At 41.5% G+C, this 25,358-nt stretch carries 22 protein-coding genes; 10 read left to right on the forward strand and 12 right to left on the reverse strand.

The genetic code is table 11. The features are described from left to right. The first annotated feature begins 79 nt into the window (after nt 1-79). The 3 genes from BQ2683_RS01550 to BQ2683_RS01560 all read left to right on the forward strand — a co-directional run bounded on the left by BQ2683_RS01550 (nt 80) and on the right by BQ2683_RS01560 (nt 2,309). Nucleotides 80-1,288: an acetate/propionate family kinase gene (locus tag BQ2683_RS01550; RefSeq protein WP_069986970.1), complete on the forward strand. Its 1,209-nt coding sequence runs from the start codon at nt 80-82 to the stop codon at nt 1,286-1,288. 259 nt (nt 1,289-1,547) lie between these two features. Then, a complete protein-coding gene (locus BQ2683_RS01555; RefSeq protein WP_069986971.1) occupies nt 1,548-2,042 on the forward strand; it encodes a helix-turn-helix domain-containing protein in 495 nt (164 codons plus the stop codon). Between the two features lie 3 nt (nt 2,043-2,045). Next, complete coding sequence (locus BQ2683_RS01560) at nt 2,046-2,309, forward strand: hypothetical protein (protein ID WP_069986972.1); 264 nt, start codon at nt 2,046-2,048, stop codon at nt 2,307-2,309. Nucleotides 2,310-2,543: 234 nt separating this feature from the next. On the opposite strand, the gene purD is transcribed toward BQ2683_RS01560, so the two are convergent. The 9 genes from purD to dusB form a co-directional block, all read right to left on the reverse strand. After that, the gene (gene purD, locus BQ2683_RS01565; RefSeq protein ID WP_069986973.1) at nt 2,544-3,824 is read right to left on the reverse strand and encodes a phosphoribosylamine--glycine ligase; all 1,281 of its coding nucleotides are present in this window, start codon (nt 3,822-3,824) and stop codon (nt 2,544-2,546) included. Between the two features lie 20 nt (nt 3,825-3,844). Continuing rightward, nucleotides 3,845-5,020: a phosphoribosylaminoimidazolecarboxamide formyltransferase gene (locus tag BQ2683_RS01570; RefSeq protein WP_069986974.1), complete on the reverse strand. Its 1,176-nt coding sequence runs from the start codon at nt 5,018-5,020 to the stop codon at nt 3,845-3,847. Nucleotides 5,021-5,034: 14 nt separating this feature from the next. Beyond that, complete coding sequence (locus BQ2683_RS01575; RefSeq protein WP_069986975.1) at nt 5,035-5,745, reverse strand: IMP cyclohydrolase; 711 nt, start codon at nt 5,743-5,745, stop codon at nt 5,035-5,037. Nucleotides 5,746-5,751: 6 nt separating this feature from the next. Beyond that, complete coding sequence (purN, locus tag BQ2683_RS01580; protein WP_069986976.1) at nt 5,752-6,378, reverse strand: phosphoribosylglycinamide formyltransferase; 627 nt, start codon at nt 6,376-6,378, stop codon at nt 5,752-5,754. Nucleotides 6,379-6,405: 27 nt separating this feature from the next. Further along, nucleotides 6,406-7,443: a phosphoribosylformylglycinamidine cyclo-ligase gene (gene purM / locus BQ2683_RS01585; RefSeq protein WP_069986977.1), complete on the reverse strand. Its 1,038-nt coding sequence runs from the start codon at nt 7,441-7,443 to the stop codon at nt 6,406-6,408. A gap of 131 nt (nt 7,444-7,574) precedes the next feature. After that, the gene (gene purF, locus BQ2683_RS01590; protein WP_069986978.1) at nt 7,575-9,011 is read right to left on the reverse strand and encodes an amidophosphoribosyltransferase; all 1,437 of its coding nucleotides are present in this window, start codon (nt 9,009-9,011) and stop codon (nt 7,575-7,577) included. A 128-nt stretch (nt 9,012-9,139) separates the two neighbouring features. After that, a complete protein-coding gene (gene purC, locus BQ2683_RS01595; protein WP_069986979.1) occupies nt 9,140-9,850 on the reverse strand; it encodes a phosphoribosylaminoimidazolesuccinocarboxamide synthase in 711 nt (236 codons plus the stop codon). 24 nt (nt 9,851-9,874) lie between these two features. After that, entirely contained in the window at nt 9,875-10,378 is a 504-nt protein-coding gene (purE, locus tag BQ2683_RS01600; protein WP_069986980.1) for a 5-(carboxyamino)imidazole ribonucleotide mutase, read from the reverse strand. 499 nt (nt 10,379-10,877) lie between these two features. Next, nucleotides 10,878-11,849, reverse strand: a complete 972-nt coding sequence (gene dusB / locus BQ2683_RS01605) for a tRNA dihydrouridine synthase DusB (protein WP_069986981.1) — start codon at nt 11,847-11,849, stop codon at nt 10,878-10,880. Between the two features lie 108 nt (nt 11,850-11,957). Between dusB and polA the strand changes: the two genes are divergently transcribed. Genes polA through tsaD form a run of 4 tightly spaced genes read left to right on the forward strand, consistent with a single transcriptional unit; the run spans nt 11,958 to nt 16,437 of the window. Then, nucleotides 11,958-14,513, forward strand: a complete 2,556-nt coding sequence (gene polA / locus BQ2683_RS01610) for a DNA polymerase I (RefSeq protein WP_069986982.1) — start codon at nt 11,958-11,960, stop codon at nt 14,511-14,513. Between the two features lie 18 nt (nt 14,514-14,531). Continuing rightward, the gene (locus BQ2683_RS01615) at nt 14,532-14,948 is read left to right on the forward strand and encodes an arsenate reductase/protein-tyrosine-phosphatase family protein (RefSeq protein ID WP_069986983.1); all 417 of its coding nucleotides are present in this window, start codon (nt 14,532-14,534) and stop codon (nt 14,946-14,948) included. Next, nucleotides 14,945-15,406, forward strand: coding sequence for a ribosomal protein S18-alanine N-acetyltransferase (rimI, locus tag BQ2683_RS01620; protein WP_069986984.1), 462 nt, complete (start codon nt 14,945-14,947; stop codon nt 15,404-15,406). The genes BQ2683_RS01615 and rimI overlap by 4 nt, the downstream gene beginning before the upstream one ends. Continuing rightward, on the forward strand, nt 15,403-16,437 hold the full coding sequence (gene tsaD / locus BQ2683_RS01625) for a tRNA (adenosine(37)-N6)-threonylcarbamoyltransferase complex transferase subunit TsaD (RefSeq protein ID WP_069986985.1): 1,035 nt from the start codon (nt 15,403-15,405) through the stop codon (nt 16,435-16,437). Before rimI ends, tsaD begins: the two co-directional genes overlap by 4 nt. A 603-nt stretch (nt 16,438-17,040) precedes the next feature. On the opposite strand, the gene BQ2683_RS01630 is transcribed toward tsaD, so the two are convergent. From BQ2683_RS01630 to ppdK, 3 genes are all read right to left on the reverse strand, one after another. Beyond that, nucleotides 17,041-17,838, reverse strand: coding sequence for a magnetosome magnetite crystal formation protein family (locus BQ2683_RS01630; protein WP_069986987.1), 798 nt, complete (start codon nt 17,836-17,838; stop codon nt 17,041-17,043). 220 nt (nt 17,839-18,058) lie between these two features. After that, nucleotides 18,059-18,625, reverse strand: a complete 567-nt coding sequence (locus BQ2683_RS01635) for an RpiB/LacA/LacB family sugar-phosphate isomerase (protein ID WP_069986988.1) — start codon at nt 18,623-18,625, stop codon at nt 18,059-18,061. A gap of 330 nt (nt 18,626-18,955) precedes the next feature. After that, a complete protein-coding gene (gene ppdK / locus BQ2683_RS01640) occupies nt 18,956-21,586 on the reverse strand; it encodes a pyruvate, phosphate dikinase (protein WP_069986991.1) in 2,631 nt (876 codons plus the stop codon). A gap of 578 nt (nt 21,587-22,164) precedes the next feature. Between ppdK and glmU the strand changes: the two genes are divergently transcribed. From glmU to pth, 3 genes are all read left to right on the forward strand, one after another. Then, a complete protein-coding gene (gene glmU, locus BQ2683_RS01645) occupies nt 22,165-23,550 on the forward strand; it encodes a bifunctional UDP-N-acetylglucosamine diphosphorylase/glucosamine-1-phosphate N-acetyltransferase GlmU (RefSeq protein WP_076939104.1) in 1,386 nt (461 codons plus the stop codon). Nucleotides 23,551-23,648: 98 nt separating this feature from the next. Continuing rightward, complete coding sequence (locus tag BQ2683_RS01650; RefSeq protein WP_069986992.1) at nt 23,649-24,608, forward strand: ribose-phosphate diphosphokinase; 960 nt, start codon at nt 23,649-23,651, stop codon at nt 24,606-24,608. A gap of 99 nt (nt 24,609-24,707) precedes the next feature. Next, complete coding sequence (gene pth / locus BQ2683_RS01655) at nt 24,708-25,337, forward strand: aminoacyl-tRNA hydrolase (protein ID WP_069986993.1); 630 nt, start codon at nt 24,708-24,710, stop codon at nt 25,335-25,337. Nucleotides 25,338-25,358: the final 21 nt, after the last annotated feature.

Raw genomic sequence — 25,358 nt, forward strand, 5'->3', positions numbered from 1 at the left:
TGAAATTTACCGGTGTTTGTAATATTATATAGTATAGCAAATATACTGGTTTTTTACCAGAACAATAGGAGGATAACATATGAAAATTTTGGTTTCTAATGCAGGAAGCTCATCCCTGAAATACCAGTTGATCAATATGGATGACGGACAGGTCATCGCAAAAGGGGTATGCGGTAGAATTGGAATTGGTGGGGAAATTTCCCATAAAACATTTGATGGTAGAAAATTTGAATCTGATTGTGATTTTCCAACCCATACCGAAGCGTTCCAGAAAGTTGTGGAACTGTTAATAAGCAAAGAATATGGTGTGATCCAATCTATGGATGAAATTTCCGCTGTTGGCCACCGTGTTGTACAGGGAGCGGAATATTTTTCAGAATCTGTTCTAATTACTCCAGAGGTAATTGACGTGATCCGTAAAGTTTCTGATTTAGCTCCATTACATAATCCAGCACATATTTTAGCAATCCAGGCATGTGAAAAGGTATTGGATCCATCCACTCCACAAGTGGCTGTTTTTGATACCGCATTCCATCAAACAATGCCTCCAAAAGCATTTTTATATGGTGTTCCATATGAATATTATGAAAAATACAATATCAGAAAATACGGTTTCCATGGGACTTCCCACCGCTTTGTCAGCAACCGTTTGGCTGCTTTGTTGGGAAAAGATATCAAGGATCTGAAAATCATCACTTGCCATTTAGGGAATGGTTCTTCCATCACTGCAATTGATGGTGGAAAATCCGTGGATACCACCATGGGCTTTACTCCATTGGATGGTTTGTTAATGGGCACACGTTCTGGTGCGGTTGATCCATCCGTCGTAACTTATATTATGGAAAAGGAAAACCTGACACCTGCACAAATGAGTGACCTGCTGAATAAAAAATCCGGTTATTTAGGTGTTTCCGGCGTGTCTAGTGATGACAGAGACTTAAAAGCTGCTGCTGAAGAAGGAAATAAACGTGCCCAGATTACAAGGGAAATCCAATCTTACCAGATTAAAAAATATATTGGTTCCTATGCGGCTGCGATGGGCGGTGTGGATGCCATTGTATTTACTGGTGGTATTGGGGAACACAATGCGGAACTGCGTTACAATGTTTGCTCTGATATGGAATTTATGGGCATTGCAATAGACGCTGCTAAAAATGAGGAAATGAATGCGAAAGAAGCAAAAGTTTCCGCAGAAAATTCCAAAGTACAGGTTTGGGTTATCCCAACCAACGAGGAACTCTTAATTGCACAGGATACCGAAAAAATTGTAAATGGCTTAAACAAATAAGGAAATAAAAATAATGGTCCCTCATTTGCGACTATCTAGCAAATGAGGGATTATTTTATTTTTTAAAATAAAATATTTCTGGAGGATCAAAACATCGGATAACGTGGTATAATAGGTTTTATAGAGTTCCTCAACTGTTGGTTGAGGAAAAAACAAACGGATGGTTTACAGGATTTCCGCAAATACAACCAATGGTACATTCTGTTTTGAGCTGGAATCCGATAAAATAAAGGCATAAACAAAAAAGGAGTGAGTAATCATGGAAACAACACTAGGTAAAAAATTTGCGGAATTACGAAAATTAAATGGATTTACACAAGATGAGATGGCGGAAAAACTCGGCGTATCTCCCCAGGCGGTTTCCAAATGGGAAAACGATTTATCCTGTCCGGATATTATGCTGCTGCCGGATATCGCAAAACTATTTGATGTGACCATTGATGAATTGTTTTCTGATCAACCAACAGCAAAAACGGTAATCTTACCAGAAGAGCAGCGGGTAGATATTGACAAGATGATGTTTAAAGTGGTAGTGGACTCGAAAAAAGGGGACCGTGTTAGAGTAAATCTGCCCATGCCTTTGGTGCGTTTGGGGATTAGCATTGGGATGAAATTGCCACAAATCACGCAAAATGAGGCGTTGCGTGATTTGGACATAGAAAGTATTTTAAAATTAGTGGATAGCGGGGCAATCGGTCAGATTGTAGATGTGGATTCTTCTGATGGCGACCGTGTCCGGATAGTAGTGGAATAATGTATGAAGATTGTAATAAAACAACGTGGAAAAATCCCACTTTATTTTGGAATTCCCCACCGCCTGCTAACTGGAAAAGCAATCTATAAACTTGCCAATTTGATTTTAAAAGAGGTAGGGAAACACCACAACATGGTGCCTTATTTTGATGGAAATGATCTGGAACAGTTGGCATTAGAGTTAAAAAGGACCAGAAAACAGTATGGAAAACTGGTATTGGTAGAAGTGGATGATTGTAATGGGGATTATGTTAAAATACAGTTATAGATTAATCTTGTTTTTAGGGATACTATCAGTAAAAATATGATAATAATGCGAGTTTAATATCTGAAAACAACAGCAACAATCCTCCATAAAGAAATATTTTTACGGGAATATAATAATTTTGTATAGCGAAAAGCATAGATTCCCTGATAAAATCTTTTAAGAGATTTTTCCTTATAGAACAATTTATCAACGCAAGAAAAAAACCTACAGGAGATTTCCTGTAGGTTTTTTATTTTATTTTTCCAACGCTTTTAATGCCCTTTGACCAATATCCTTACGGAAATGCGCCCCTTCAAATGAAATAGAATTTACTACTTGATAGGAACGATCCAATGCTTGCTGTAAGTCTTTTCCCAGCGCAGTGATGCCCAGTACACGTCCTCCAGCAGTCTTAAATTCCCCATCGAATTTGGTTCCAGCGTGATAGATTATCGCGTCGTCAGCCTGTCCATCTTCGTCTAATCCGTGGATGGTCAATCCAGTTGGATATTTTTGAGGGTATCCACCGGATGCCATGATGACGCAGGCAGCGGATTCCTCTGAAAATTCAATATCCAGATCAGCCAAACGTTCTTCATAAATGGCATTGAAAATATCGAACAGGTCGGTTTTTAACAATGGCAGTACAACCTGAGTTTCAGGGTCGCCAAAACGGCAGTTGTATTCAATTACTTTTGGACCATTTGGTGTAATCATCAAGCCAAAGTATAAGCATCCTTTAAATGGTCGTCCTTCCTGTTTCATTGCCTGGATGGTAGGCAGGAAGATTTCATCCATACAACGTTGTGCCACTTCTGGAGTGTAGTATGGATTTGGTGCGACAGTACCCATACCACCAGTATTTTTCCCTTTATCCCCATCCAGGGCACGTTTGTGGTCCATGGAAGAAATCATTGGTTTTACCACATGTCCATCTGTGAAGGATAATACGGAAACTTCTGGCCCGGTTAAAAATTCTTCTACCACCAACTGGCTTCCGCTGGCGCCAAAGATTTTATCTTCCATGATGGAAACAACGGCTTCTTTTGCTTGTTCAAAATTTTCGGCAATAATAACGCCTTTACCCAATGCCAGTCCATCCGCTTTTACTACGGTTGGATAGGTGTTTTGCTCTTGAATATAGGCAATTGCCTGTTCAGAATCGGTAAACACCTCATATTTCGCGGTTGGGATATGGTATTTTTTCATCAGGTCTTTGGAAAAAACCTTGCTTCCTTCCAGAATAGCGGCGGCTTTATTTGGTCCGAAAGTACGGATGCCTTCCGCTTCAAAAGCGTCTACCATACCGGCAACCAAAGGGTCGTCCGGTGCTACAACGGCAAATTCAACACCGTTTTGTTTTGCAAAGGATACCATCCCTTCGATATCCATTGCTTTGATGTCAACACATTCCGCATCCTTGGAAATACCGCCGTTTCCAGGAGCACAGTAAATGTGGGAGATTGTTTTATTTTCTTTTAATTTGCGGATAATCGCATGTTCACGTCCACCGCTGCCAACAACTAAAACTTTCATTGATCTTTTCTCCTTTGGTATTAGTGGTGGAACAGGCGGACACCGGTAAATGCCATGGCAATACCGTATTTATCGCAGGTTTCAATTACATTGTCGTCACGAATAGAACCGCCTGGCTGAGCGATGTAGCTGACACCGCTGCGGTGAGCACGTTCGATGTTATCACCAAATGGGAAGAAAGCGTCAGAGCCCAAGGAAACACCAGTTAACTGGTCTAACCAAGCGCGTTTTTCTTCTCTGGACAATGGTTCTGGTTTTTCGGTAAAGAACTGTTCCCAAATTCCATCTGCCAGAACGTCTTCATAATCATCAGAGATGTAAACATCAATGGTGTTGTCACGATCTGGACGGCGAATATCTGCTTTAAATGGCAGGTTCAATACTTTTTCGTGCTGGCGTAAGAACCAGATATCCGCTTTGTTTCCTGCCAGACGGGTACAGTGGATACGGGATTGCTGTCCAGCGCCAACGCCGATTACCTGGCCATCTTTTGCGTAGCAGACAGAGTTGGATTGGGTGTATTTTAATGTAATCAACGCCAAAATCAAATCACGTTTTGCGCTCTCTGGCAGTTCTTTATTTTGGGTTGGGAAGTTTTTCAGCAGTTCTTCGTTTAACTTGATTTCGTTTCTGCCCTGTTCAAAGGTGATGCCATAAACTTGTTTGCGTTCAATTGGGTTTGGCACATAATTTGGGTCGATTTTAATGACATTGTAGCTGCCTTTGCGTTTGGATTTTAAGATTTCCAGCGCTTCTTCTGTATAATCTGGAGCGATTACACCATCGGATACTTCCCGTTTTAACAGGGTAGCGGTTTCTTTATCACAGGTATCGGATAAAGCCACAAAGTCACCGTAAGAGGACATTCTATCAGCCCCTCTTGCTTTTGCGTAAGCAGATGCGATAGGAGAGAGTTCCAGATCATCCACAAAATAGATTTTCTTTTCTACTTCGGATAGTGGTGTGCCAACAGCAGCGCCAGCAGGGCTGACGTGTTTAAAAGAAGCAGCAGAAGGAAGCCCGGTTGCTTCTTTTAATTCTTTTACCAGCTGCCAGCTGTTTAAAGCGTCCAAAAAGTTGATGTAGCCTGGACGGCCGTTTAATACTTCGATAGGAAGTTCTCCTTCTTCCATGAAGATACGGGAAGGTACCTGGTTGGGGTTACAACCATATTTTAAGGTCAATTCTTTTGCCATTACAACATTACCTCCTATTTGTTTTTATTGACAATACGTGTTTGGATTTCCCCGGTTTTTAAATCAATAAAGCGGGTGAATAAAGAAACTTTATTATCCTGATTTAAATTGTTCCAGATGGTTTCGGTAAAGGTGTCCAAATCATTTGGAATTTCCACCTGGTCAGGTTCCCCTTCAAAAGATGGGATTGGATTTCCATCACAGCGGTAGGTATGGATAAAATGCCCTTGGCCGTTGATTGGCTGGCTGTATTCAAAGAAAAAGCGTTGGCAGGAGCTACCATCATTATAAGCGCTTTTTAAAATGGACATTTTATAGGACATATCTCCATTTTCCACTGTAACAATACCGGAAATTCGAGGGGTATAATTTGGTGCGTCTGGTTCAAATTCACGGGTACATAGGGCGTCCTCAAAGGGTTTACCTTGTTTTAAGAATTCCGCAACTGTATCGGTCTGGTCGCCATTGGTGACAATCGTCTGGTTTCCATGAACACGGATTGGATAATAAATAATCAAAGAAGGGTCAACCAATTTGGCAGGGTCAAATGCCTGGGTTTTCATCTCATTCCCTTCGGTTACAAAAACACGGTTACGGCTGTTTTCGCTTCTGCCCATAATAAAGTAAGCGATTGCCGCATGGGTACCATCCTGGGTTTTCCCGATGACAATACCACGGCCAGGATAGCTGTTTTCCTGTAAATCTTTTATAAGGTTAATCTGCATCTGGAATTACTCCTTTACAATAACTTTTCCGTCTATAATTTCGATTTTATCTTCACATAGCAGGCTTACTGCTTTGGGAAGAATGATCCATTCCGCCTGTTCCATTACACGGCGCTGTAATGTTTCAGGGGTATCCCCGTTTTCCACTGGAACACTTTTTTGCAGGATGATTGGTCCACCGTCCGCTACTTCGTTTACAAAATGTACAGTAGCGCCAGTTAATTTTACTCCGTAATCCAGGGCGGCTTTGTGGACACGTAACCCATAATAGCCTTCCCCACAGAAGGAAGGAATCAGAGCAGGATGCACATTGATGATTTTATAAGCGTATTTGGATGTAATCTTGCTGCTGAGGATGTACATAAAACCAGCCAATACGATAATATCCGCCTGGGCTTTTTCCAGTTCCTCATAAATACGGCGGTCGAACTCGTCCGGATTATTGATTGCCTTCCGATCCACAACTACCGTTGGAATACCGTTTTCCTCTGCCCTGGTTAAAGCGTAGGCGTCTGGTTTAGAGGAAATGACTAGGCTAATCGTTCCATTTGCAATAAGGCCGTCCTTTTGCGCCTGGATTAACGCTCCCAAATTGGTACCGCCTCCAGAAACAAGAACAACAATTTTTTTCATGTTTTGCTCCTTTGTTTATTCCACTATTTAATCCAGGATTTCAATTCCTTTTTCCCCGTTCGCCAGTTCGCCAATGATATAAGCATCTTCGCCATTTGCTTTCAGGATTTCCAACGCTTTGTCCGCATCGTTTTTATCAACGGATACACACATACCAACACCCATATTATATGTATTGAACATATCCCGTTCTGGAATATTCCCCACTTGTTGGATCAACTGGAAGATTGGCAGTACACGTACCGCTTTTTTTTCAATTTTAGCGTATAATGTGTCTGGCAGGGAACGAGGAATATTTTCATAGAAACCGCCACCAGTAATATGGGAAACAGATTTTACTGTAACCTGTTTAAAGAGTTCCAACATTGGTTTTACATAAATTTTAGTTGGGGTGAGTAAGGTTTCGCCCAATGGTTTTTCCAAGCTGTCAAATGTTTTGTTCAAATCAGCGTTTTCTACATCAAATACTTTACGGACTAAGGAGAAGCCATTGGAATGTACGCCAGAAGAAGGAAGAGCAATCAAAACATCCCCAGCTTTTTGAGAAGTAGGGTCCACCATTTTTTCTTTGTCCACCATACCTACACTAAAACCGGCTAAATCATATTCATCTTCCGGATAGAAACCTGGCATTTCAGCGGTTTCGCCTCCGATTAAAGCACAGCCAGCCTGTACACAGCCTTCCGCAACGCCGCTGACAATATCAGCGATTTTTTCCGGATAATTTTTGCCTACTGCAATATAATCCAGGAACAGTAATGGCTGGGCGCCGCAGCAGATAATATCGTTGACACACATTGCAACACAGTCAATGCCGACAGTGTTATGTTTATCCAATAGGAAAGCCAGCTTCAGTTTTGTTCCAACACCATCTGTGCCAGAAACCAAAACAGGCTGTTTGATACCAGCCATATTTGGGGCAAAACATCCGCCAAATCCACCAATATCACCTAAAACCCCTTCTGTCATGGTACGAGCAACATGGCTTTTCATTAATTTTACAGCTTCATAACCAGCGGTTACGTCAACGCCGGCCTGTTTATAGCTATCGCTAAAACTTTTCATATTGATACCTCTCAATTTCGGTGCTTAATAGCACAACAAATTTTTTCTTCTAAAACGAACTTGACAGACCACTATTGGAACTAGTGGCCTGTTGGGTTCTAACACAAAGTACAATCTTAATCCAGCAAGGATTATTTTTTCTTTTGGTCTAACAAAGGCATTTCAAATTTATCTTTTGGGGTTTCTTTTGGAGGGGTTACAGGGTATTTCCCAGTAAAACAGCCAGTACAGAAATTGCAGTGGGCGTTTTTCGCGATTTTCTTTACATTTTCCACACTCAAGTAGCCAAGGCTGTCCACCCCAATATGCCGGCGGATTCCTTCCAAGTCCATCTGACAGGCAATTAAGTTTTCCTTACTGTCAATATCCGTCCCAAAATAGCATGGGCTGACAAATGGGGGAGAAGAAACCCTCATGTGGACTTCCTTTGCGCCTGCTTCTCGGAGGAGTTTTACAATCCTTCCACTGGTAGTACCCCGCACAATGGAATCGTCCACCATAACTACCCGTTTTCCTGCTACCGTAGATTTGATCGGATTTAGTTTGATTTTTACAGCATTTTCACGCTGTCCCTGGGTTGGCTGAATAAAACTTCTGCCAATATAGCTGTTTTTTACAAAACCAACTCCATAGGGGATACCGGATTCCCTAGAATATCCCAAAGCGGCATCCAAACCGGAGTTTGGAACCCCAATCACAACATCGGCATCGACTGGATATTCTTGGGCAAGGAACGCCCCCGCGCGTAATCTTGCTTCATGGACGCATGCCCCTTCGATGACAGAGTCAGGGCGGGCAAAGTAGACAAACTCAAATACGCACATGCTGCTTTTGTTACCACAGTGAGTTTTGATAGAGCGGAGGGAGCCATCTTTCCCTACCACTACAATTTCCCCAGGTTCAATATCCCGGACAAACTGCGCCCCAATGCTATCCAAGGCACAGCTTTCAGAGGCAAATACAATGGAGCCGTCTGAGGTTTTTCCCATACAAAGCGGGCGGAATCCATGAGGATCCCTGGCAGCGATCAATTTTTGCGCTGACATTACTAAAATGGAATAAGCCCCTTGTAAACGTTCCATTGATTTTTCAATTGCCTGTTCAATAGAACCTGTTTCCAAACGGTTGAGGGTAATCAAATAGGCAATTGCTTCGGTGTCGCTGGTCCCGTGGAAGATAGCCCCTTTCAGTTCAAACTCCCGGCGTAGTTCATAGGCGTTTGTGACGTTGCCATTATGGACTAGAGCCATTGGCCCTTTTACGTGTTTGATTACTAACGGTTGGGCGTTACTGCGGTTCAGGTTGCCTGTGGTAGAATAGCGTACATGCCCTACTGCCATATGACCTTTCCCTAGTTTTTCTAGACGTTCTGCGGTCAGTGTGTCTGGAACTAGTCCAAGGTCCCGGTAGTGCCGGATGACGCCACGGTCATTTAACGCGATACCACAGCTTTCCTGCCCCCTATGTTGGAGCGCATACAAACCGTAGTAACAGGAATTGACTACATCTACTGCGTTTGGGCTGAAAATGCCAAAAACGCCACATTCTTCCTTGATTTGATTGAACATGAGATACCCCCTCATTTTTCGCCCAATTGTTTGGGCATGATTGATGATGAAACCAGAGAGAATATCCATATTTGCTAGGTGAATCGGTAGCGGTTGGATTTTGCTATCCCCTCCGATTAGGATTTGTATTATTCACCAATGATACGGCGCAACATTTCCTGGTAAGCGTGTTCCTCGCCACCCATATCGCGGCGGAAACGGTCTTTGTCCAGTTTTTCGTGGGTGTGTACATCCCAGAAACGGCAGGTGTCAGGGGAGATTTCATCTGCCAGTACAATCGTGCCATCACTTGTTTTACCAAATTCCAGTTTAAAGTCAACCAGTTCAACATCAAATTTTAACAGATATGCTTTTAACAGGTCATTTACTTTGAAAGCCATTTTTTCAATGGTATCAATTTCTTCCTGGGTAGCGATACCAAGGGAAAGTACATGGTAAGTGTTAATCAGTGGGTCGCCCAGGTCATCGTCTTTATAGCTGAATTCCAAAGATGGCTGTTTTAAAGCGGTGCCTTCTTCTACCCCGAAGCGTTTGGAGAAAGAACCAGCGGCAATGTTGCGGATGATTACTTCCAATGGGATGATGGAAACTTTTTTAACGATGGTTTCACGGTCGGAGATTTCTTCTACTAAATGGGTTGGCACACCGTTTTCTTCCAGCATTTTCATAAAGTGGTTGGTCAAACGGTTATTGATCACGCCTTTTCCGGCAATAGTGCCTTTTTTCTCTCCGTTAAATGCAGTAGCATCATCCTTGTAATCTACAATATATTTTTCCGGATCTTCTGTTTTAAATACCTTTTTTGCTTTTCCTTCATACAATTGTTCCAGTTTTTTCATGGTGATTTACCTCCAAAAAATATTTTATTGATTTAAAGTTTGTTGCAACTTTTTATCTTTTTCGATTACTTTTGCTTCCATATCCGCTTTCATGGCTTCCAATTTGTCTGCTAACTCTTTATTTTCCAGCGCCAACATTTGAACCGCTAAAATAGCAGCGTTTTCAGCGCCATCAATCGCAACGGTTGCAACTGGGATACCACTTGGCATTTGTACGGTAGCCAATAAAGCGTCCAAACCGTCCAAAGTAGAGGACTTAATTGGTAAGCCGATAACTGGCAGGGTGGTATGTGCAGCCAATACACCGCCTAGGTGTGCAGCCTTTCCAGCAGCGGAAATAATCACGCCAAATCCGTTTTTCTTTGCGTTGGCGGAAAATTCAGCAGCCTGGGTAGGGGTTCTATGGGCACTCATTACATGTACTTCGGTTGGTATACCAAAGGATTTTAATTTGTCAATTGCCTTTTGTACAACAGGAAGATCACTGTCACTTCCCATAATCACCGCAACTTTTTTACATTCTGCCATAAAAAAACATCCTTTCTAATTATAAAAAATCTATCCTGATGCAGAAAATATTTTTCTACGATTTGACTGAAAAGCATAAAAAGCCGCGGCAGTGTCTGCCGCAGCTTCCTTTTTATTTAGTCCAGTTTACGAAAAGGTACACTGATGGTGTGCAAACCAAATATTTACGGCAAAAACTAAAATTGTAGTTTTGAGTCATCAGTTCCACCCCGTTCTATTTTTCTTATAAGATTTTATTTGTCAACAGGTATTACAAAGATATTGTTACCTATACCAATTATTTTATATGATTTTGTAGCAAATTGCAAGAACCCAAACTATCCAAACAATACAAGTTTAAACGTTAAGTTATGTGCTTTTTTTACAACAAATAATTGAATGATGAGGCATTATTTCGTAACAATCCGTTTTATTTTATCAATAGTGCAAAATAGCATTGTTTTATAGCATACAATAAGTAATATTTGATGCATAAAAACAAATAGTAAGAAAAGGAATACTATACAAGGGTTAAGACTTCCTCACATAATAACTCTAAATCTTGGATAGAATTTAACATTCCACATCGATTTCGAAACTGCGCTGCCCCATGAATCCCTTTTAAGTACCAAGCAGCGTGTTTTCTGGCCTCTTTCATGCCAATGTATTCCCCTTTATACTCACAGATCATCCTGACATGGTTCATCATAATTTTCATTTTTTCTTCTAAAGAAGGTTCGGGGGAATAGCTGCCTGTTTCCAGGAATTCTTTAATTTGACGGAATAGCCAGGGACGTCCATAGCTCCCCCGAGCAATCATCACTAAATCTACCCCAGTTTCCTCATACATTTGTTTTGCCAGTTCCGGGCTGGTAATATCACCATTTCCAATCACAGGAATCGAAACTGCTTGCTTCACCTGACGAATGATATCCCAATCTGCTTTTCCGGAATACATCTGCATCCTTGTCCTGCCATGGATTGTTACTGCGGATGCCCCTGCATCTTCCATCCTTTTGGCAAATTCCACTGCGTTGATTGAATTATCATCCCAGCCTTTACGAAATTTTACTGTTACCGGCACAGTAGAGGCTTGTACTACAGCTGTTACAATTTCCGCTGCCAGTTCCGGATTTTTCATCAGGGCACTGCCACTTCCGTTTCCCGCTACTTTCGGGACAGGGCATCCCATATTAATATCAATGATTTCTGGTTGGTAATCCAATGCCTTTTCCGCAGCTTGTGCCATAAAGTCAGGATTATCTCCAAATAGCTGTACTGCCATAGGGCGCTCGATATCGGTTACCGTAAGCAGTTGGGCTGTTTTCCGGTCGCTATAGTACATCCCTTTGGAGCTGACCATCTCCCCAACCACATAGGCGGCGTTGTATTCTTTACAAATGGTACGGTAAGCACGATCTGCTACCGACGCCATAGGCGCCAAAGCTGCTGTTTGTTCAATTGAAACATTGCCGATTTTAATTGTTTTCATGAAATAAACTCCCTTTGGTTGACTATTGTTTATTTTAAAGGTAAAATTATAATTAGTCAACTATGGAAAAAATAAAACCAAAGAACTGGTTACAATATAGGAGGAACTATGAAACTGCTGGCAATTGACGGAAATAGTATTTTAAACCGATCCTTTTATGGGGTACGTGGGTTATCTAATTCAAAAGGGATGCCAACCAATGCTATTTTTGGATTTTTAAATATGTTGGATAAAATGATGGCAGAAACCCAGCCGGATATGGTAGCGGTGGCATTTGACCGCAGTGAGCCTACATTTCGTCATCAGCAGTTTGACGGCTATAAGGCAAACCGCCATGGCATGCCGGAAGATTTGGCGGTACAGCTTCCAATCGCAAAACAATTAATGGACGCTTTGGGATACCATGTGTTGGAATGCCCTGGTTTTGAGGCGGATGACATCATGGGGACGTTTGCCCGCCTATGCAGGGAGCAAAAGGTGGATTGTGTGATTTCCTCTGGAGATAGGGACAATTTGCAGTTGGCAGGGGATGGGGTTATTGTCCGTCTGGCAACCAATAAGGAAGCTATTTTTTACGATGCGGAAAAAGTAAAGGAACAATACGGGGTGACCCCAGCGGAATTAGTAGAAGTAAAAGCCTTGATGGGGGACAGTTCGGACAATATTCCAGGGGTGAAAGGGATTGGGGAAAAGACTGCCCTTAGTTTAATCTCCAAATACCATACGATTGATAGTATTTTTGAGCATATTCCAGAATTGGATGCTACCACCCGGGTAAAAAATCTTCTTGGTGGGGATACTGCCCGTCAGATGGCGGAAATGAGCCGGGAACTGGGCAAGATTGTGGATAATGCCCCCATTGATGAAGATTTGAATGCTTATTTAGTACAGCCTCAGAACAAAGAGGAGTTATATCGGATTTTATCCGAGTTGGAGCTAAAAAAATTCATTGAAAAATATGGCCTGAGTGGGGAGCAAAGGACTGAAACACCAGCAGCAACCGAGCAGGCTATCCAATATGAAATTTTGCAAAACCTTTCTTTGGAATCGGCAAAGGAACTGCTTCAGAAGGCAGGACAAATTGATTTTTTATATGGACAGGCAAGATTGTTGATCGCGGTGAATGATAAGATTTTAGAATATACTTTTGGGGCAGAACAGGCCTTCAGCGAATTGGTGTTGCAATCCTCCTTGCCGAAACGTACCCATGATGTCAAAACCATTTATCATGTGGCTTCATCCATAGGGGAAGAATTGGAAAACATTGTTTTTTCTACTGATTTGGCAGCCTATTTATTGGACGCCCTTGCCAAAAGCTACGACTTACCAATTCTAATGGAAAAATATTTGACCAAGGCTATTTCCGTAGAGGAACAATATCAAGAAATAGCGGCTTTCCCATTGTTGTGCGACACCATGAAGGAATTGCTAGAGCAAAAGGGGATGGCAAAGCTACTGGCAGAAATTGAGTTGCCTTTGAGCCGAGTGCTAGCAAGCATGGAAATTGAAGGGTTCCAGGTAGATGTACAAGGGGTACGCCAGTTTGGAGAAATGCTGCAACTAGAAATTGACCAGTTAACAGCAGAGATCCACGATATGGCTGGGGAAGAATTCAACATTAATTCCCCGAAGGAATTGGGGCGCATTTTATTTGATAAATTGCAGCTGCCTACTGGAAAAAAAACCAAAACAGGATATTCCACCAATGTAGATGTTTTGGAAAAGCTGTCGGCTTACCATCCCATCGCCAATGCAGTGTTGGAATACCGTAAACTCACCAAGCTGAATTCCACCTATGTGGCTGGTTTGTTGAAGGTAACAGGAGCGGACCACCGGGTCCACTCGGTGTTCAAACAGACTGAAACCAGGACAGGCAGAATCAGTTCTACCGAACCAAACATGCAGAATATTCCAATCCGCACCGAACTGGGACGGGAAATGAGGCGTTTTTTTACAGCCAAAGAAGGCTATGTGTTGTTGGATGCGGACTACTCTCAGATTGAATTGCGCGTGCTTGCCCATATTGCCAATGACCAGAAGATGATTGAAGGATTCCTCCACAATGCGGATATCCATACTATGACAGCGGCCCAGGTATTCCACTTGCCACCTGAAATGGTAACATCAGAAATGCGCCGCCGTGCTAAAGCAATTAACTTTGGCATTGTTTATGGGATTGGGGCATTTTCTTTGTCTCAGGATATCCATGTTTCAGTGGCAGAAGCCAGAGAGTATATCAACAGTTATTTAAATACCTATCCAGGGGTAAAACAATATATGGAACAGATTGTGGAGCAATCCGCAAAAACAGGGAACGTAACTACTATGTTTGGACGTGTCCGGGAGTTGCCAGAGATTCAATCTTCTAATAAAAATATCCGCGCTTTTGGGGAACGTGTCGCATTGAATACACCAATTCAGGGCACGGCCGCTGATATTATTAAAATTGCAATGGTACGTGTTTATGAGAGCTTAAAACAGGAAAAACTAGACGCCCGGCTGATTTTACAGGTACACGATGAGTTGTTGATTGAATCCAGTATTCAGGATGCTCCACGGGCGAAAGAAATCTTAAAACAGCAGATGGAACAGGCAGTATCCCTTTCCGTACCAATGAAAGTGGATGTAGCGGAGGGAAAAACCTGGTATGATGCGAAAGATTAAACAGAAGGAGAACCAAGAATGAAAGAATTGATTGTAGTATGTACAGGAAATACCTGCCGGAGCCCAATGGGGGCTGCTATTTTACAACGCCATATTGAGGATTTGGGAAAACAGGAGGAATACCGTGCAGAAAGTGGAGGGCTGAGCGCCGAAAAAGGGGAACCAGCAGCACAAAATGCCATCCTTGCTATGAAGGAAATTGGAATTGATATTTCCGAGCATCAAGCACAAAATGTCAAGGCGCAACAATTGGAGGATGCGGAAAAAATTTATGTAATGACCACAAGCCATCGGGATTTTTTAATTAATGCTTTACCAAATATAGAAGATAAAATCAAAGTAATTGGTGTTTCTGATCCATTCGGACAGGATATAGACGCTTACCGATATTGCCGCGATTATATGATTTCTTATTTTGATGGAGAACAGCTATGATTGTGCCAATGGAGCAGCGGCATGTTCAGCAGGTGCACCAGATTGAGGTGGAATGTTTTTCTGATCCATGGAGCTTAAAAGCATTTGAGGAAGAATTGAAAAATCCTCAGGCAATTACTTTGGTGGCAGAATCTTCTGATAAAGCAGTCATGGGGTTTGTCAATGTCCGCTATTTGTTTGGAGAATGTTTCATCAACAATGTAGCAGTATCTGCCCCATATCGGAACCAGGGGATAGCTAGCCAGCTATTACAAGGGCTGGAACAGGAAATTATTTCCCAGGAAGGGGAATTGATTACACTGGAAGTGCGGAAATCCAATCTTCCGGCAATTCGCTGTTACCAAAAACATGGCTATCAGCTTGTTGGGGAACGAAAAAATTTTTATGAAAATCCCCAAGAAAATGCACTGCTAATGACAAAATTTCTGACAGCACCAAAGGAACGGAGGACAATATGAGAATTTTAGCAATTGAAAGTTCGTGCGATGAAACAGCGGCAGCTGTTGTGGAGGATGGAAAAAAGGTAATTTCCTCTGTAGTATCCACCCAAATAGAAGAACATCGTTTGTATGGCGGGGTTGTTCCAGAAATCGCTTCTAGAAGGCATTGTGAAAACATCTGCGCAGTAGTAGAGCAGACACTGGAACAGGCGGATATGACGATTCACCAGGTAGATGGAATTGCAGTTACCTATGCACCTGGGTTAATTGGTGCTTTGTTAGTAGGTGTAAACTACGCAAAGGGGTTGGCTTTGGCTGCAAACAAGCCGTTAATCCCAACCCATCATCTTCGCTCCCATATTGCGGCCAATTACTTAGCCCATCCCGATTTAAAGCCACCTTTTTTGTGTTTGGTGGTATCCGGTGGGCATACCCATTTGATTGAAGTCAAAGATTATACGGATTTTCATATTATTGGTAGAACAAGGGATGATGCGGCAGGAGAAGCTTATGACAAAGCAGCCCGTTCTTTAGGATTCCCTTATCCTGGGGGAGTCTTTATGGATAAGGCAGCGCAACAGGGAAATCCATCTACCTATCATTTGCCAAAGCCAAAAGTGGAAGGTTCTCCTTATGATTTCAGCTTTTCCGGTTTGAAAACAGCGGTGATCAATACCATCCACAATGCTAACCAAAAAGGGGAAACCATCCAAAAAAATGATATGGCAGCGGCATTCCAGCAAACCGTTTGTGATATTTTAGCGGATAAAACGATGAAAGCTGCTAAAGAATTTGGTTATACCGATATTGTAATAGCGGGGGGCGTATCCGCAAATTCCGGTATCCGGGCGAGATTTGAACAGGAGTGCAGGCAGAGGGGCTATCGGCTGTTTATCCCACCATTGTCCTTATGTGGGGATAACGCTGCCATGGTAGGGGCTCAGGCTTACCACGAATACCAGGCGGGGCATCTTGCGGGGATGGATTTAAACGCTATTGCTTCCTTAGCAATTGATATCTCCTATGGGGAAATGAAATCGTCCAGGTAAATCCAGAACTATTTTAGAAAGAAAACGATAAAAAAGTTTGATGGATTTATCTCAACGTTTTCCAGAAAATCACAACAATTGATAATTAAAAATATCCTTTCTGTTCAATGAAAGCTTCTGTCATTGAACAAAAAGGATATTTTTATTATAGCTTTACAAAGGGTAATATGTTACTTCAATTTACATACGAATTCCTTTTTAAGTAATTTGGCTTAAAATAAAAAAACTATCGGCTGTTGAAATGAATAGTATCATTTTATTTATGTATATTAACAGCGTAATACAATAAAGAAATAAAAGCGTGTAGCGTTATGAGAAAGTACAGATTTATGATCGTTTTCTAGCAGATCGTTTATTGTGAATAGATCAACAAATTATGTATATGCAAGTATACCACTTGAAAAGTAGAATTGCTGTTAAAGGGATAATAGTTATAGATCTTACTTATCCATACGAATCGTGTTTCCATAAGGACCAATATCTTTAAAAATCCTTTTTTGTTTATTGTGATATCTCTGTATTTAGATATAGAAAATTATCTAAAATAGACCATAAAGAAAGAGCTGTAACGTTTGTACAGCTCTTTTTATGTATCATATTTGATTATTTAATAATATTAATTTTTCCGATTAAAGGAATTCGGAATACCTGGCCTTTGGCAGCTTTTACAATACCGATAATAATACATACCAATACTAAGATACTAACTGCCCAACTCAAAAGTCCGATAATGGTGATGAAAATAGGAAGGATGCGGTATAGGCTATAATCCCATGTATTATAAAGAACGCTGCTTAGAATACCAGTAATAATACCTAAAATAAGGTTAATTCCACCGCCAAAGATCAAGAGCAATAAGCCCTGGTTTGATGTTTGGCGTCCCAATTGGTTCCCTTTTTCGGCAACTAGTGGCAACCAGAATAAAATTGGAATGTAAGCCAGAGCACTTACTACATTGCTTTGTTTTGCTGGTTGGGGCTGGCCATAACCATATGGTGGAACCTGTTGATATCCTTGCTGATAGCCCTGTTGAGGAGGAACCTGCTGTTGTCCTTGCTGGTAACCTTGTTGAGGAGGAACCTGCTGATATCCTTGCTGGTAACCCTGTTGGGGAGGAACCTGCTGATATCCTTGCTGATAGCCTTGTTGAGGAGGAATCTGCTGGTATCCTTGCTGGTTAGGGATTGGTTGTTCTGATTGAGGAATATTTTCTTGTGGGATTTCCTGTTGTACATTTGCTTGAACTTGCTGTTGTTCAGGAATCTGTGACGGAATTTGTTCTTGATATCCCTGTTCTTGGGAAGCCGGCTGTGGTATTTCCGCTGCTTTTACCGCAGTACCACAGATAGGACAATATAATGCAGTATCAGAAATTTCATTTTTACAGTTATTACATACCATGACAATAACCACCTTTCTTATGTGATAAATCAAAAAAATGATACTAAATTAAGTATATATGATAATTTTTATTTTGTCTACAATATTTTTGAAAAATCACTATAAAAGAAACAATAATTACACAAATAAATTGTATTGATTTATCCATTATGAAAAATTTTTTACATAAAAAAGGACTATTAAAATAGTTTATTCTATTTTTATGGATGTAAAAATAAAATTATTCCGGTTTTTCTTCCAATGCTAATTCCACTTCACCCAAGTGTTTTAATTCAAAGCCGTTTTGCTTAAATTCTTCATAATCAAAAGCTTCCAACTCATCATAAGCAAGTTTATGGAAATCATAAAAATTATGCCACCATTCATATCCGTCTCCTAAATTGTGGCTCAGAAATGCTTCTGCAATTTCAATACCCATTTGTGGAGCAACATAAAACGCACCCATTGCAAGAACGTTGCAGTTATTGCCGGTAATGCAACGCAGAGCAGCAGGGACACTTTCCACTACTGCCGCGTGGACATGAGGGCATTTGCTTGCCGCAATATGGATTCCCATTCCAGTTCCGCAGAAAAGTAAAGCCCGCTCAAATTCGCCTTCAGAGATTTTAGCGCCTACTTTTAGACCGATGCGATGGAACATTTCTGGGCTTTCTTCATCAGCGGATTGTACGCCAATATCGGTAACTGTCCATCCTTTTTTCTTTAAATGTTCTACAACCGCTTCTTTTAATGGAAAACCAGCAAAATCAGCTCCTACTAATATTTGTTTATCTTTGATTGTTTTCATAAAAATTTCCCTTTCTTTATCTAAAATTAATATATGATTTAGTGTTTAATTGCAATATAGCATAAATAAAATACAGTGTCAATGCAATGAAAAGGTTTTCATGATTTATAACAGATTCTTTTTTTCATTTAAGGCAGTTTGACGAAATTTTGTTATTGATATATCATTAAATTATATTTTAATGGATAGCATAGTTTATTACTTCAAAAAAGTTTTTTCTAGTTTATTTGAATAAGAGTTATATTTTGAAGTATTTTCCTACAAAGTGAAAAAACAGGTTGCGAATTCGCAACCTGTTTTTTTATTCTCTGTATCTTTTATCCAGAAAAATTATTTATTGTTTAATGCAGCCTGTGCAGCAGCCAGTCTAGCGATTGGCACACGGAATGGAGAACAGGATACATAGTTCAGGCCAACTTTATGGCAGAACTCGATTGTAGATGGGTCACCACCGTGTTCACCACAGATACCCAGTTTAATGTCTGGACGGGTAGCTCTACCCAGTTCAGCAGCCATTTTAACCAGTTTGCCTACGCCAACCTGATCCAATTTAGCGAATGGATCGGATTCGTAGATTTTCTTGTCGTAGTATGCGCCCAAGAATTTACCAGCGTCGTCACGGCTGAAGCCGAATGTCATCTGGGTTAAGTCGTTAGTACCGAAGCTGAAGAATTCTGCTTCTTTTGCGATTTCGTCAGCTGTCAGAGCAGCACGAGGAATTTCGATCATAGTACCAACTTTGTAGGTCAGTTCTGCGCCAGCAGCAGCGATTACTTCATCAGCTGTTTTAGTAACTACGGATTTAACGTAAGCCAATTCTTTTACTTCGCCTACCAGTGGGATCATGATTTCAGGAACAATGTTCCAGTCAGCATGTCTTGCGTTTACAGCCAAAGCAGCTTGAATAACAGCTTTTGTCTGCATAGCAGCGATTTCTGGGTAAGTTACAGCCAGACGGCATCCACGGTGACCCATCATTGGGTTAAATTCGTGTAAGCCAGAGATAACAGCTTTGATATCAGCAACTGTTTTACCCATTTCTTTTGCCAGTTCAGCAATATCGTCTTCTTCAGTTGGAACGAATTCGTGCAGTGGTGGGTCCAGGAAACGGATAGTTACTGGGCAGCCTTCCATTGCTTCGTACAGTGCTTCAAAGTCACCCTGTTGCATTGGCAGCAATTTAGCCAGAGCAGCTTCTCTTTGTTCCACTGTATCGGAAACGATCATTTCTCTCATTGCTTTGATTCTGTCGGAATCGAAGAACATGTGCTCTGTACGGCACAAACCAATACCTTCAGCACCAAAGGAACGAGCTTGTTTTGCGTCACGAGGAGTATCAGCGTTTGTTCTGATGTTCAGGGTTCTGAATTCATCAGCCCATTTCATGATTCTATCGAAGTTACCAGAGATGGAAGCTTCTACAGTTGGGATTGCTTCGCCGTAGATATTACCGGTAGAACCATCCAAGGAGATGTAGTCACCTTCGTGGAATGTTTTGCCACCCAGAGTGAATACTTTTTCTGCTTCGTTGATTTTGATATCGCCACAACCGGATACACAGCATCTACCCATACCACGAGCAACTACAGCAGCGTGGGAGGTCATACCGCCACGAACAGTCAGGATACCCTGAGCGTAGTTCATACCTTCGATATCTTCTGGGGATGTTTCCAGACGAACCAGGATAACTTTTTCGCCTTTTTGTGTGGTCCATTCTGTAGCATCGTCAGCTGTAAATACAACTTTACCGCAAGCAGCACCAGGAGAAGCTGGCAGAGCGCTACCAACAGGAGTAGCAGCTTTTAAAGCTTTGGTATCAAATGTTGGGTGCAGCAGAGCATCCAGAGATCTTGGTTCGATCATAGCTACTGCTTCTTCAGGAGTTCTCATGCCTTCGTCAACCAGGTCGCAAGCAATCTGCAGTGCAGCAGCTGGAGTACGTTTACCATTTCTGGTTTGCAGCATGAAGAGTTTGCCTTCTTCAATGGTGAATTCCATATCCTGCATATCTCTGTAGTGTTTTTCCAGAGTATCTACGATGTTGCAGAACTGTTCATATACAGCAGGGTTGGTTTCTTTCAGGTGAGAAATTGGTTGAGGAGTACGAACACCAGCAACAACGTCCTCACCTTGTGCGTTCATCAGGTATTCACCATACAGGCCTTTTTCACCAGTGGATGGGTTACGGGAGAACGCAACACCAGTACCGGAAGTATCGCCCATGTTACCAAATACCATCATCTGAACGTTAACAGCAGTACCCCAGTCGGAAGGGATATCGTTCATTCTTCTGTAGTAGATAGCACGAGGGTTGTCCCAAGAACGGAATACAGCTTTTACTGCGCCCATCAGCTGTTCAGCTGGGTCTGTTGGGAAATCAACACCCAATTTTGCTTTGTATTCTGCTTTAAATTGGTTTGCCAATTCTTTCAGGTCGTCAGCGTCTAATTCGGTATCCAGAGTAACGCCTTTTTTCTCTTTCATTTCGTCGATTAATTCTTCGAAATATTTTTTACCAACTTCCATTACAACGTCGGAGTACATTTGGATGAAACGACGGTAGGAGTCGTAAGCAAAACGAGGGTTGCCGGTTTTTTTCGCAAAACCTTCTACCACTTCGTCATTTAAGCCCAAGTTCAGGATAGTATCCATCATACCAGGCATGGAAGCTCTCGCACCGGAACGAACAGAAACCAACAGTGGGTTTTCTGGGTCGCCGAATTTTTTACCGGAGATTTCTTCCATTTTTTTCATGTGGTCAAAGATCTGTGCTTTGATATCATCATTGATTTCCTGGCCATCTTTGTAGTATTGGGTACAAGCTTCTGTAGTTACTGTGAAGCCTTGAGGAACTGGCATGCCCAGATTTGTCATTTCAGCCAGGTTTGCGCCTTTACCGCCCAGCAGTTCACGCATGTTTCCGTTACCTTCAGAGAAAAGGTATACAAATTTGTAGCTCACTGAGATCTACCTCCATAAAATAATAAGATAAAAGTCTTGGCACCCGCCTGCCGCTGTTTGGCAGTAGTTCCATCCGCACAGGGCGATTGGGTACGGGCTTTATGAATAACCGAATTTTATGCAAGGAAAAAACGCCAACAAGATCCTCCTTGTCCGCATTTTCCTTAGAATCATCCGATTATACTACACTAATAATTAAAAATAATTAGTGTTGACTGCCTTTATTATACCAGATAGGTAGACGAATTGCTACCATAATAAAGAAAAATTTTTTCATTTTATTTAATTTTAACCGAGGTGACAAACTTCAGTTTCCACTTATTGAAATATTTATATAAAATGATTAATTTTAAGTGGAAAAATAGCGTTTTTTGCATGAATCAAAGTGAAAAATACAGAAATTTTGGTATTTTGTCATGGAACTGTATTGTTGTGTTTTTGTAAAACTATGTTATAATAAAATTGAGATAAATTCGGTTAAAAAAACTTACCATTACAACACAAGGCAGATGAAATAAAAAACTGCCTCTGCGTTTATATTGATTGAAAAAACAAAATAGAATATGGAGTGATTCTTTTTGGAACAAAACAGCGCGATTATTTTAGCGGCTGGCGCTGGAAAACGGATGAAATCCAGCAAACCAAAAGTCCTGTGTGAAGTACTGCTAAAACCCATGTTGGGATGGGTTTTAACTTCCTGTGAGCAGGCAGGGATCCCACATGTTTGTGTCGTTACCGGACATGGAAGGGAACAGGTAGAAGCGTATTTGGATGGCAAATATGAGACAGCTGTTCAACAGGAACAGAAAGGCACAGGTCATGCTGTGCTATGTGCGGAAACGTTTTTGAAACAGCACCTGGATGGTGATGTTGTTGTATTGTGTGGGGACGCCCCGTTTATGGATGGACAAACCATCCAGCGGGCACATGAGTACCATCAACAGCAGGGGAACGCGGTTACAGTGATTTCCGCAAATTTGGAACAGCCCTTTGGCTATGGACGTATTATCCGGGACAATGGACAAGTGACTGGAATTGTAGAGCAAAAAGATGCAACTGAGGAACAAAAACAGATCACGGAAGTCAATTCAGGTACATACTGGTTTAAGGCGGCAGACCTGTTACAGGTTTTAACAGAGATCAAACCAAATAACGCCCAAGGGGAATATTATTTGACCGATGCGGTGGAATTATTATTACAGCAAGGGAAAAAAGCTGGTGCCTATCAGGCAGAGGATGCTAATGTTATTTTAGGGGCGAATGACCGCAAAACGCTCTATCGTTTGAACACGATTGCCAGGGAAAAGATTTTAGAACAGCATATGGAAAATGGTGTGGAATTTGTTTGTACGGATGGAGTTGTCATTGGACCTGACGTTGTCATTGGGATGGAAACCCAGATCCTACCGGGAACCATTTTAAAAGGGAAAACTACCATCGGCACACAATGTGTGATTGGTCCAAACAGCCTTGTAAAAGATACCACTGTTGGTGACCGTTGTGTATTAAATGCTACCCAGGCTTATGATAGTATCATCCATGAAGATGTTACCATTGGTCCATTTGTGCAGATCCGTCCAAACTGTGAAATCCATCACAAAGCCCATATTGGCGATTTTGTGGAAGTGAAAAACTCCACGATTGGCGCGGGAACCGCTGTTGCCCATTTAACCTATGTTGGGGATAGCGATGTAGGAAGCAATGTCAATTTTGGTTGTGGTGTAGTAACAGTAAATTACGATGGCGTGAACAAGCACCGCACCACGATTGAAGACGATGCGTTTATTGGATGTAATACCAACTTAGTAGCTCCGGTAAGAGTGGGAAAAGGCGCTTATACAGCCGCAGGGTCAACGATTACCAAAGATGTACCGGATGGTGCTTTGGGGATTGAACGCGCTCAGCAGACAATCAAAGAAGGTTTTGCAACACGTAAACTAAAAGGCCGTAAGAAAAAAGCATAGCTTACGGGGATAGTATTGTTTTTATTTACAATTATTTGGAACAAACCCTTGATAACAAGGGGAAAATAATAAACAGGGAACCAAAGGAGAATGTTTCTATGAGTTTACATGGTAAGGATATTAAAATTTTTGCTGGAAATGGCAGCAAGCATGTGGCAGCCCACATTGCCAAAGAACTTGGCCTTCCAGTAGGGGACGCAGAAGTTTCTACCTTTAGCGATGGAGAGATTTCTGTATCAATCAAAGAATCCGTTAGGGGTTCTGACTGTTTCGTGGTACAGTCTACCTGCCAGCCAGTTAACACCCATATTATGGAGCTGTTGATTATGATTGACGCGTTAAAACGCGCTTCTGCAGGTAGAATTACAGCAGTAATTCCGTATTTTGGGTATGCTCGCCAAGATAGAAAAGCAAAGGCACGTGATCCAATTTCCGCTAAACTAGTAGCTGATTTGATTTCCACTGCCGGTGCTGACCGTATTTTAACAATGGATTTACATGCTCCTCAAATTCAAGGTTTCTTTGATATTCCTGTGGATCACCTGTTGGGCGTTCCAATTTTAGCGCCTTATTTTGAAAAAAGATTTGAGTCCTGTAAAGATGATTTGATGGTGGTTTCTCCAGATTTAGGTTCTGTTACCCGTGCTCGCAACTTTGCAGCCCGTGTGGACGCTCCTCTTGCTATTGTGGATAAACGCCGTCAGAGAGCAAATGTATGTGAAGTAATGAACATCATTGGTAATGTACAGGGAAAAAAGGTTGTTATTGTTGACGATATGATTGATACTGCTGGTACTTTGTGCAATGCAGCCAAAGCAATTATTGATGTTGGTGGTGCTACTGAAGTATATGCTTGCGCTACCCATGGCGTTTTGTCCGGTCCAGCGATTGAACGCTTGGAAAACAGTGTTATTAAAGAGTTAGTTATCTTGGATACCATTGAACAGCCAAAAGAAAAAATGATGGACAAATTAACTATTTTGCCAGTGGCTCCTGTTTTTGCGGAAGCTATTGAAAGAATTTATGAGGATAAACCAGTATCCCCATTGTTTGGTTAATTTGAATACGAGATATCGAAATATTTGTATAGAGGGTGGTTGTAACAACTACCCTCTTTGCTGTCATTTTTCTAAACTACCGTTTCAGGAGGACAAATTATGGCAAATATTTTTGAATTGTTTGATAAAATAAAAACGGGAGGGTCTCATTCCTCCGGTGCGGTGGAATACCTAATTGTAGGATTGGGAAACCCGGGAGAACGTTATGCCCACACAAGGCATAATGTAGGATTTATGGCGGTTGATACGATCGCCAAGCAGTTTGGAGTGGAAATCAAACGCTCCAAATTTAAGGGACTTACTACTACTTGTACGATTTCTGGAAAACAGTGCCTGCTGTTAAAGCCTACTACTTTTATGAATTTGAGTGGGGAATCGGTGGAGGCAGCTGCCAGCTATTACAATATCCCTATGGAACATGTGCTGGTATTATTTGATGATATTTCACTGGAACCTTCCCGTTTGCGTATCCGTAGGAAAGGTAGCCATGGTGGACACAATGGGATCCGCAATATTATTGATATGACTGGGGAAGAAGATTTTCCTAGAATCAAAATTGGAGTGGGGAAAAAACCAAATCCCAACTATGATTTGGCAGATTGGGTATTAAGCAGTTTTACATCCAAAGAGATGGAAGAAATTTCCGAGGCAATCCAAAAATCGGTAAAAGCAACCGAGCTGATTGTAGCCGGAGAAATTGATAAAGCGATGAATTTATATAATAGTTGAGAATAGAATAAAAGTAAGAAA

It is taken from the genome of Massilioclostridium coli (assembly GCF_900095865.1).
Classification (GTDB): domain Bacteria; phylum Bacillota; class Clostridia; order Oscillospirales; family Ruminococcaceae; genus Massilioclostridium; species Massilioclostridium facile.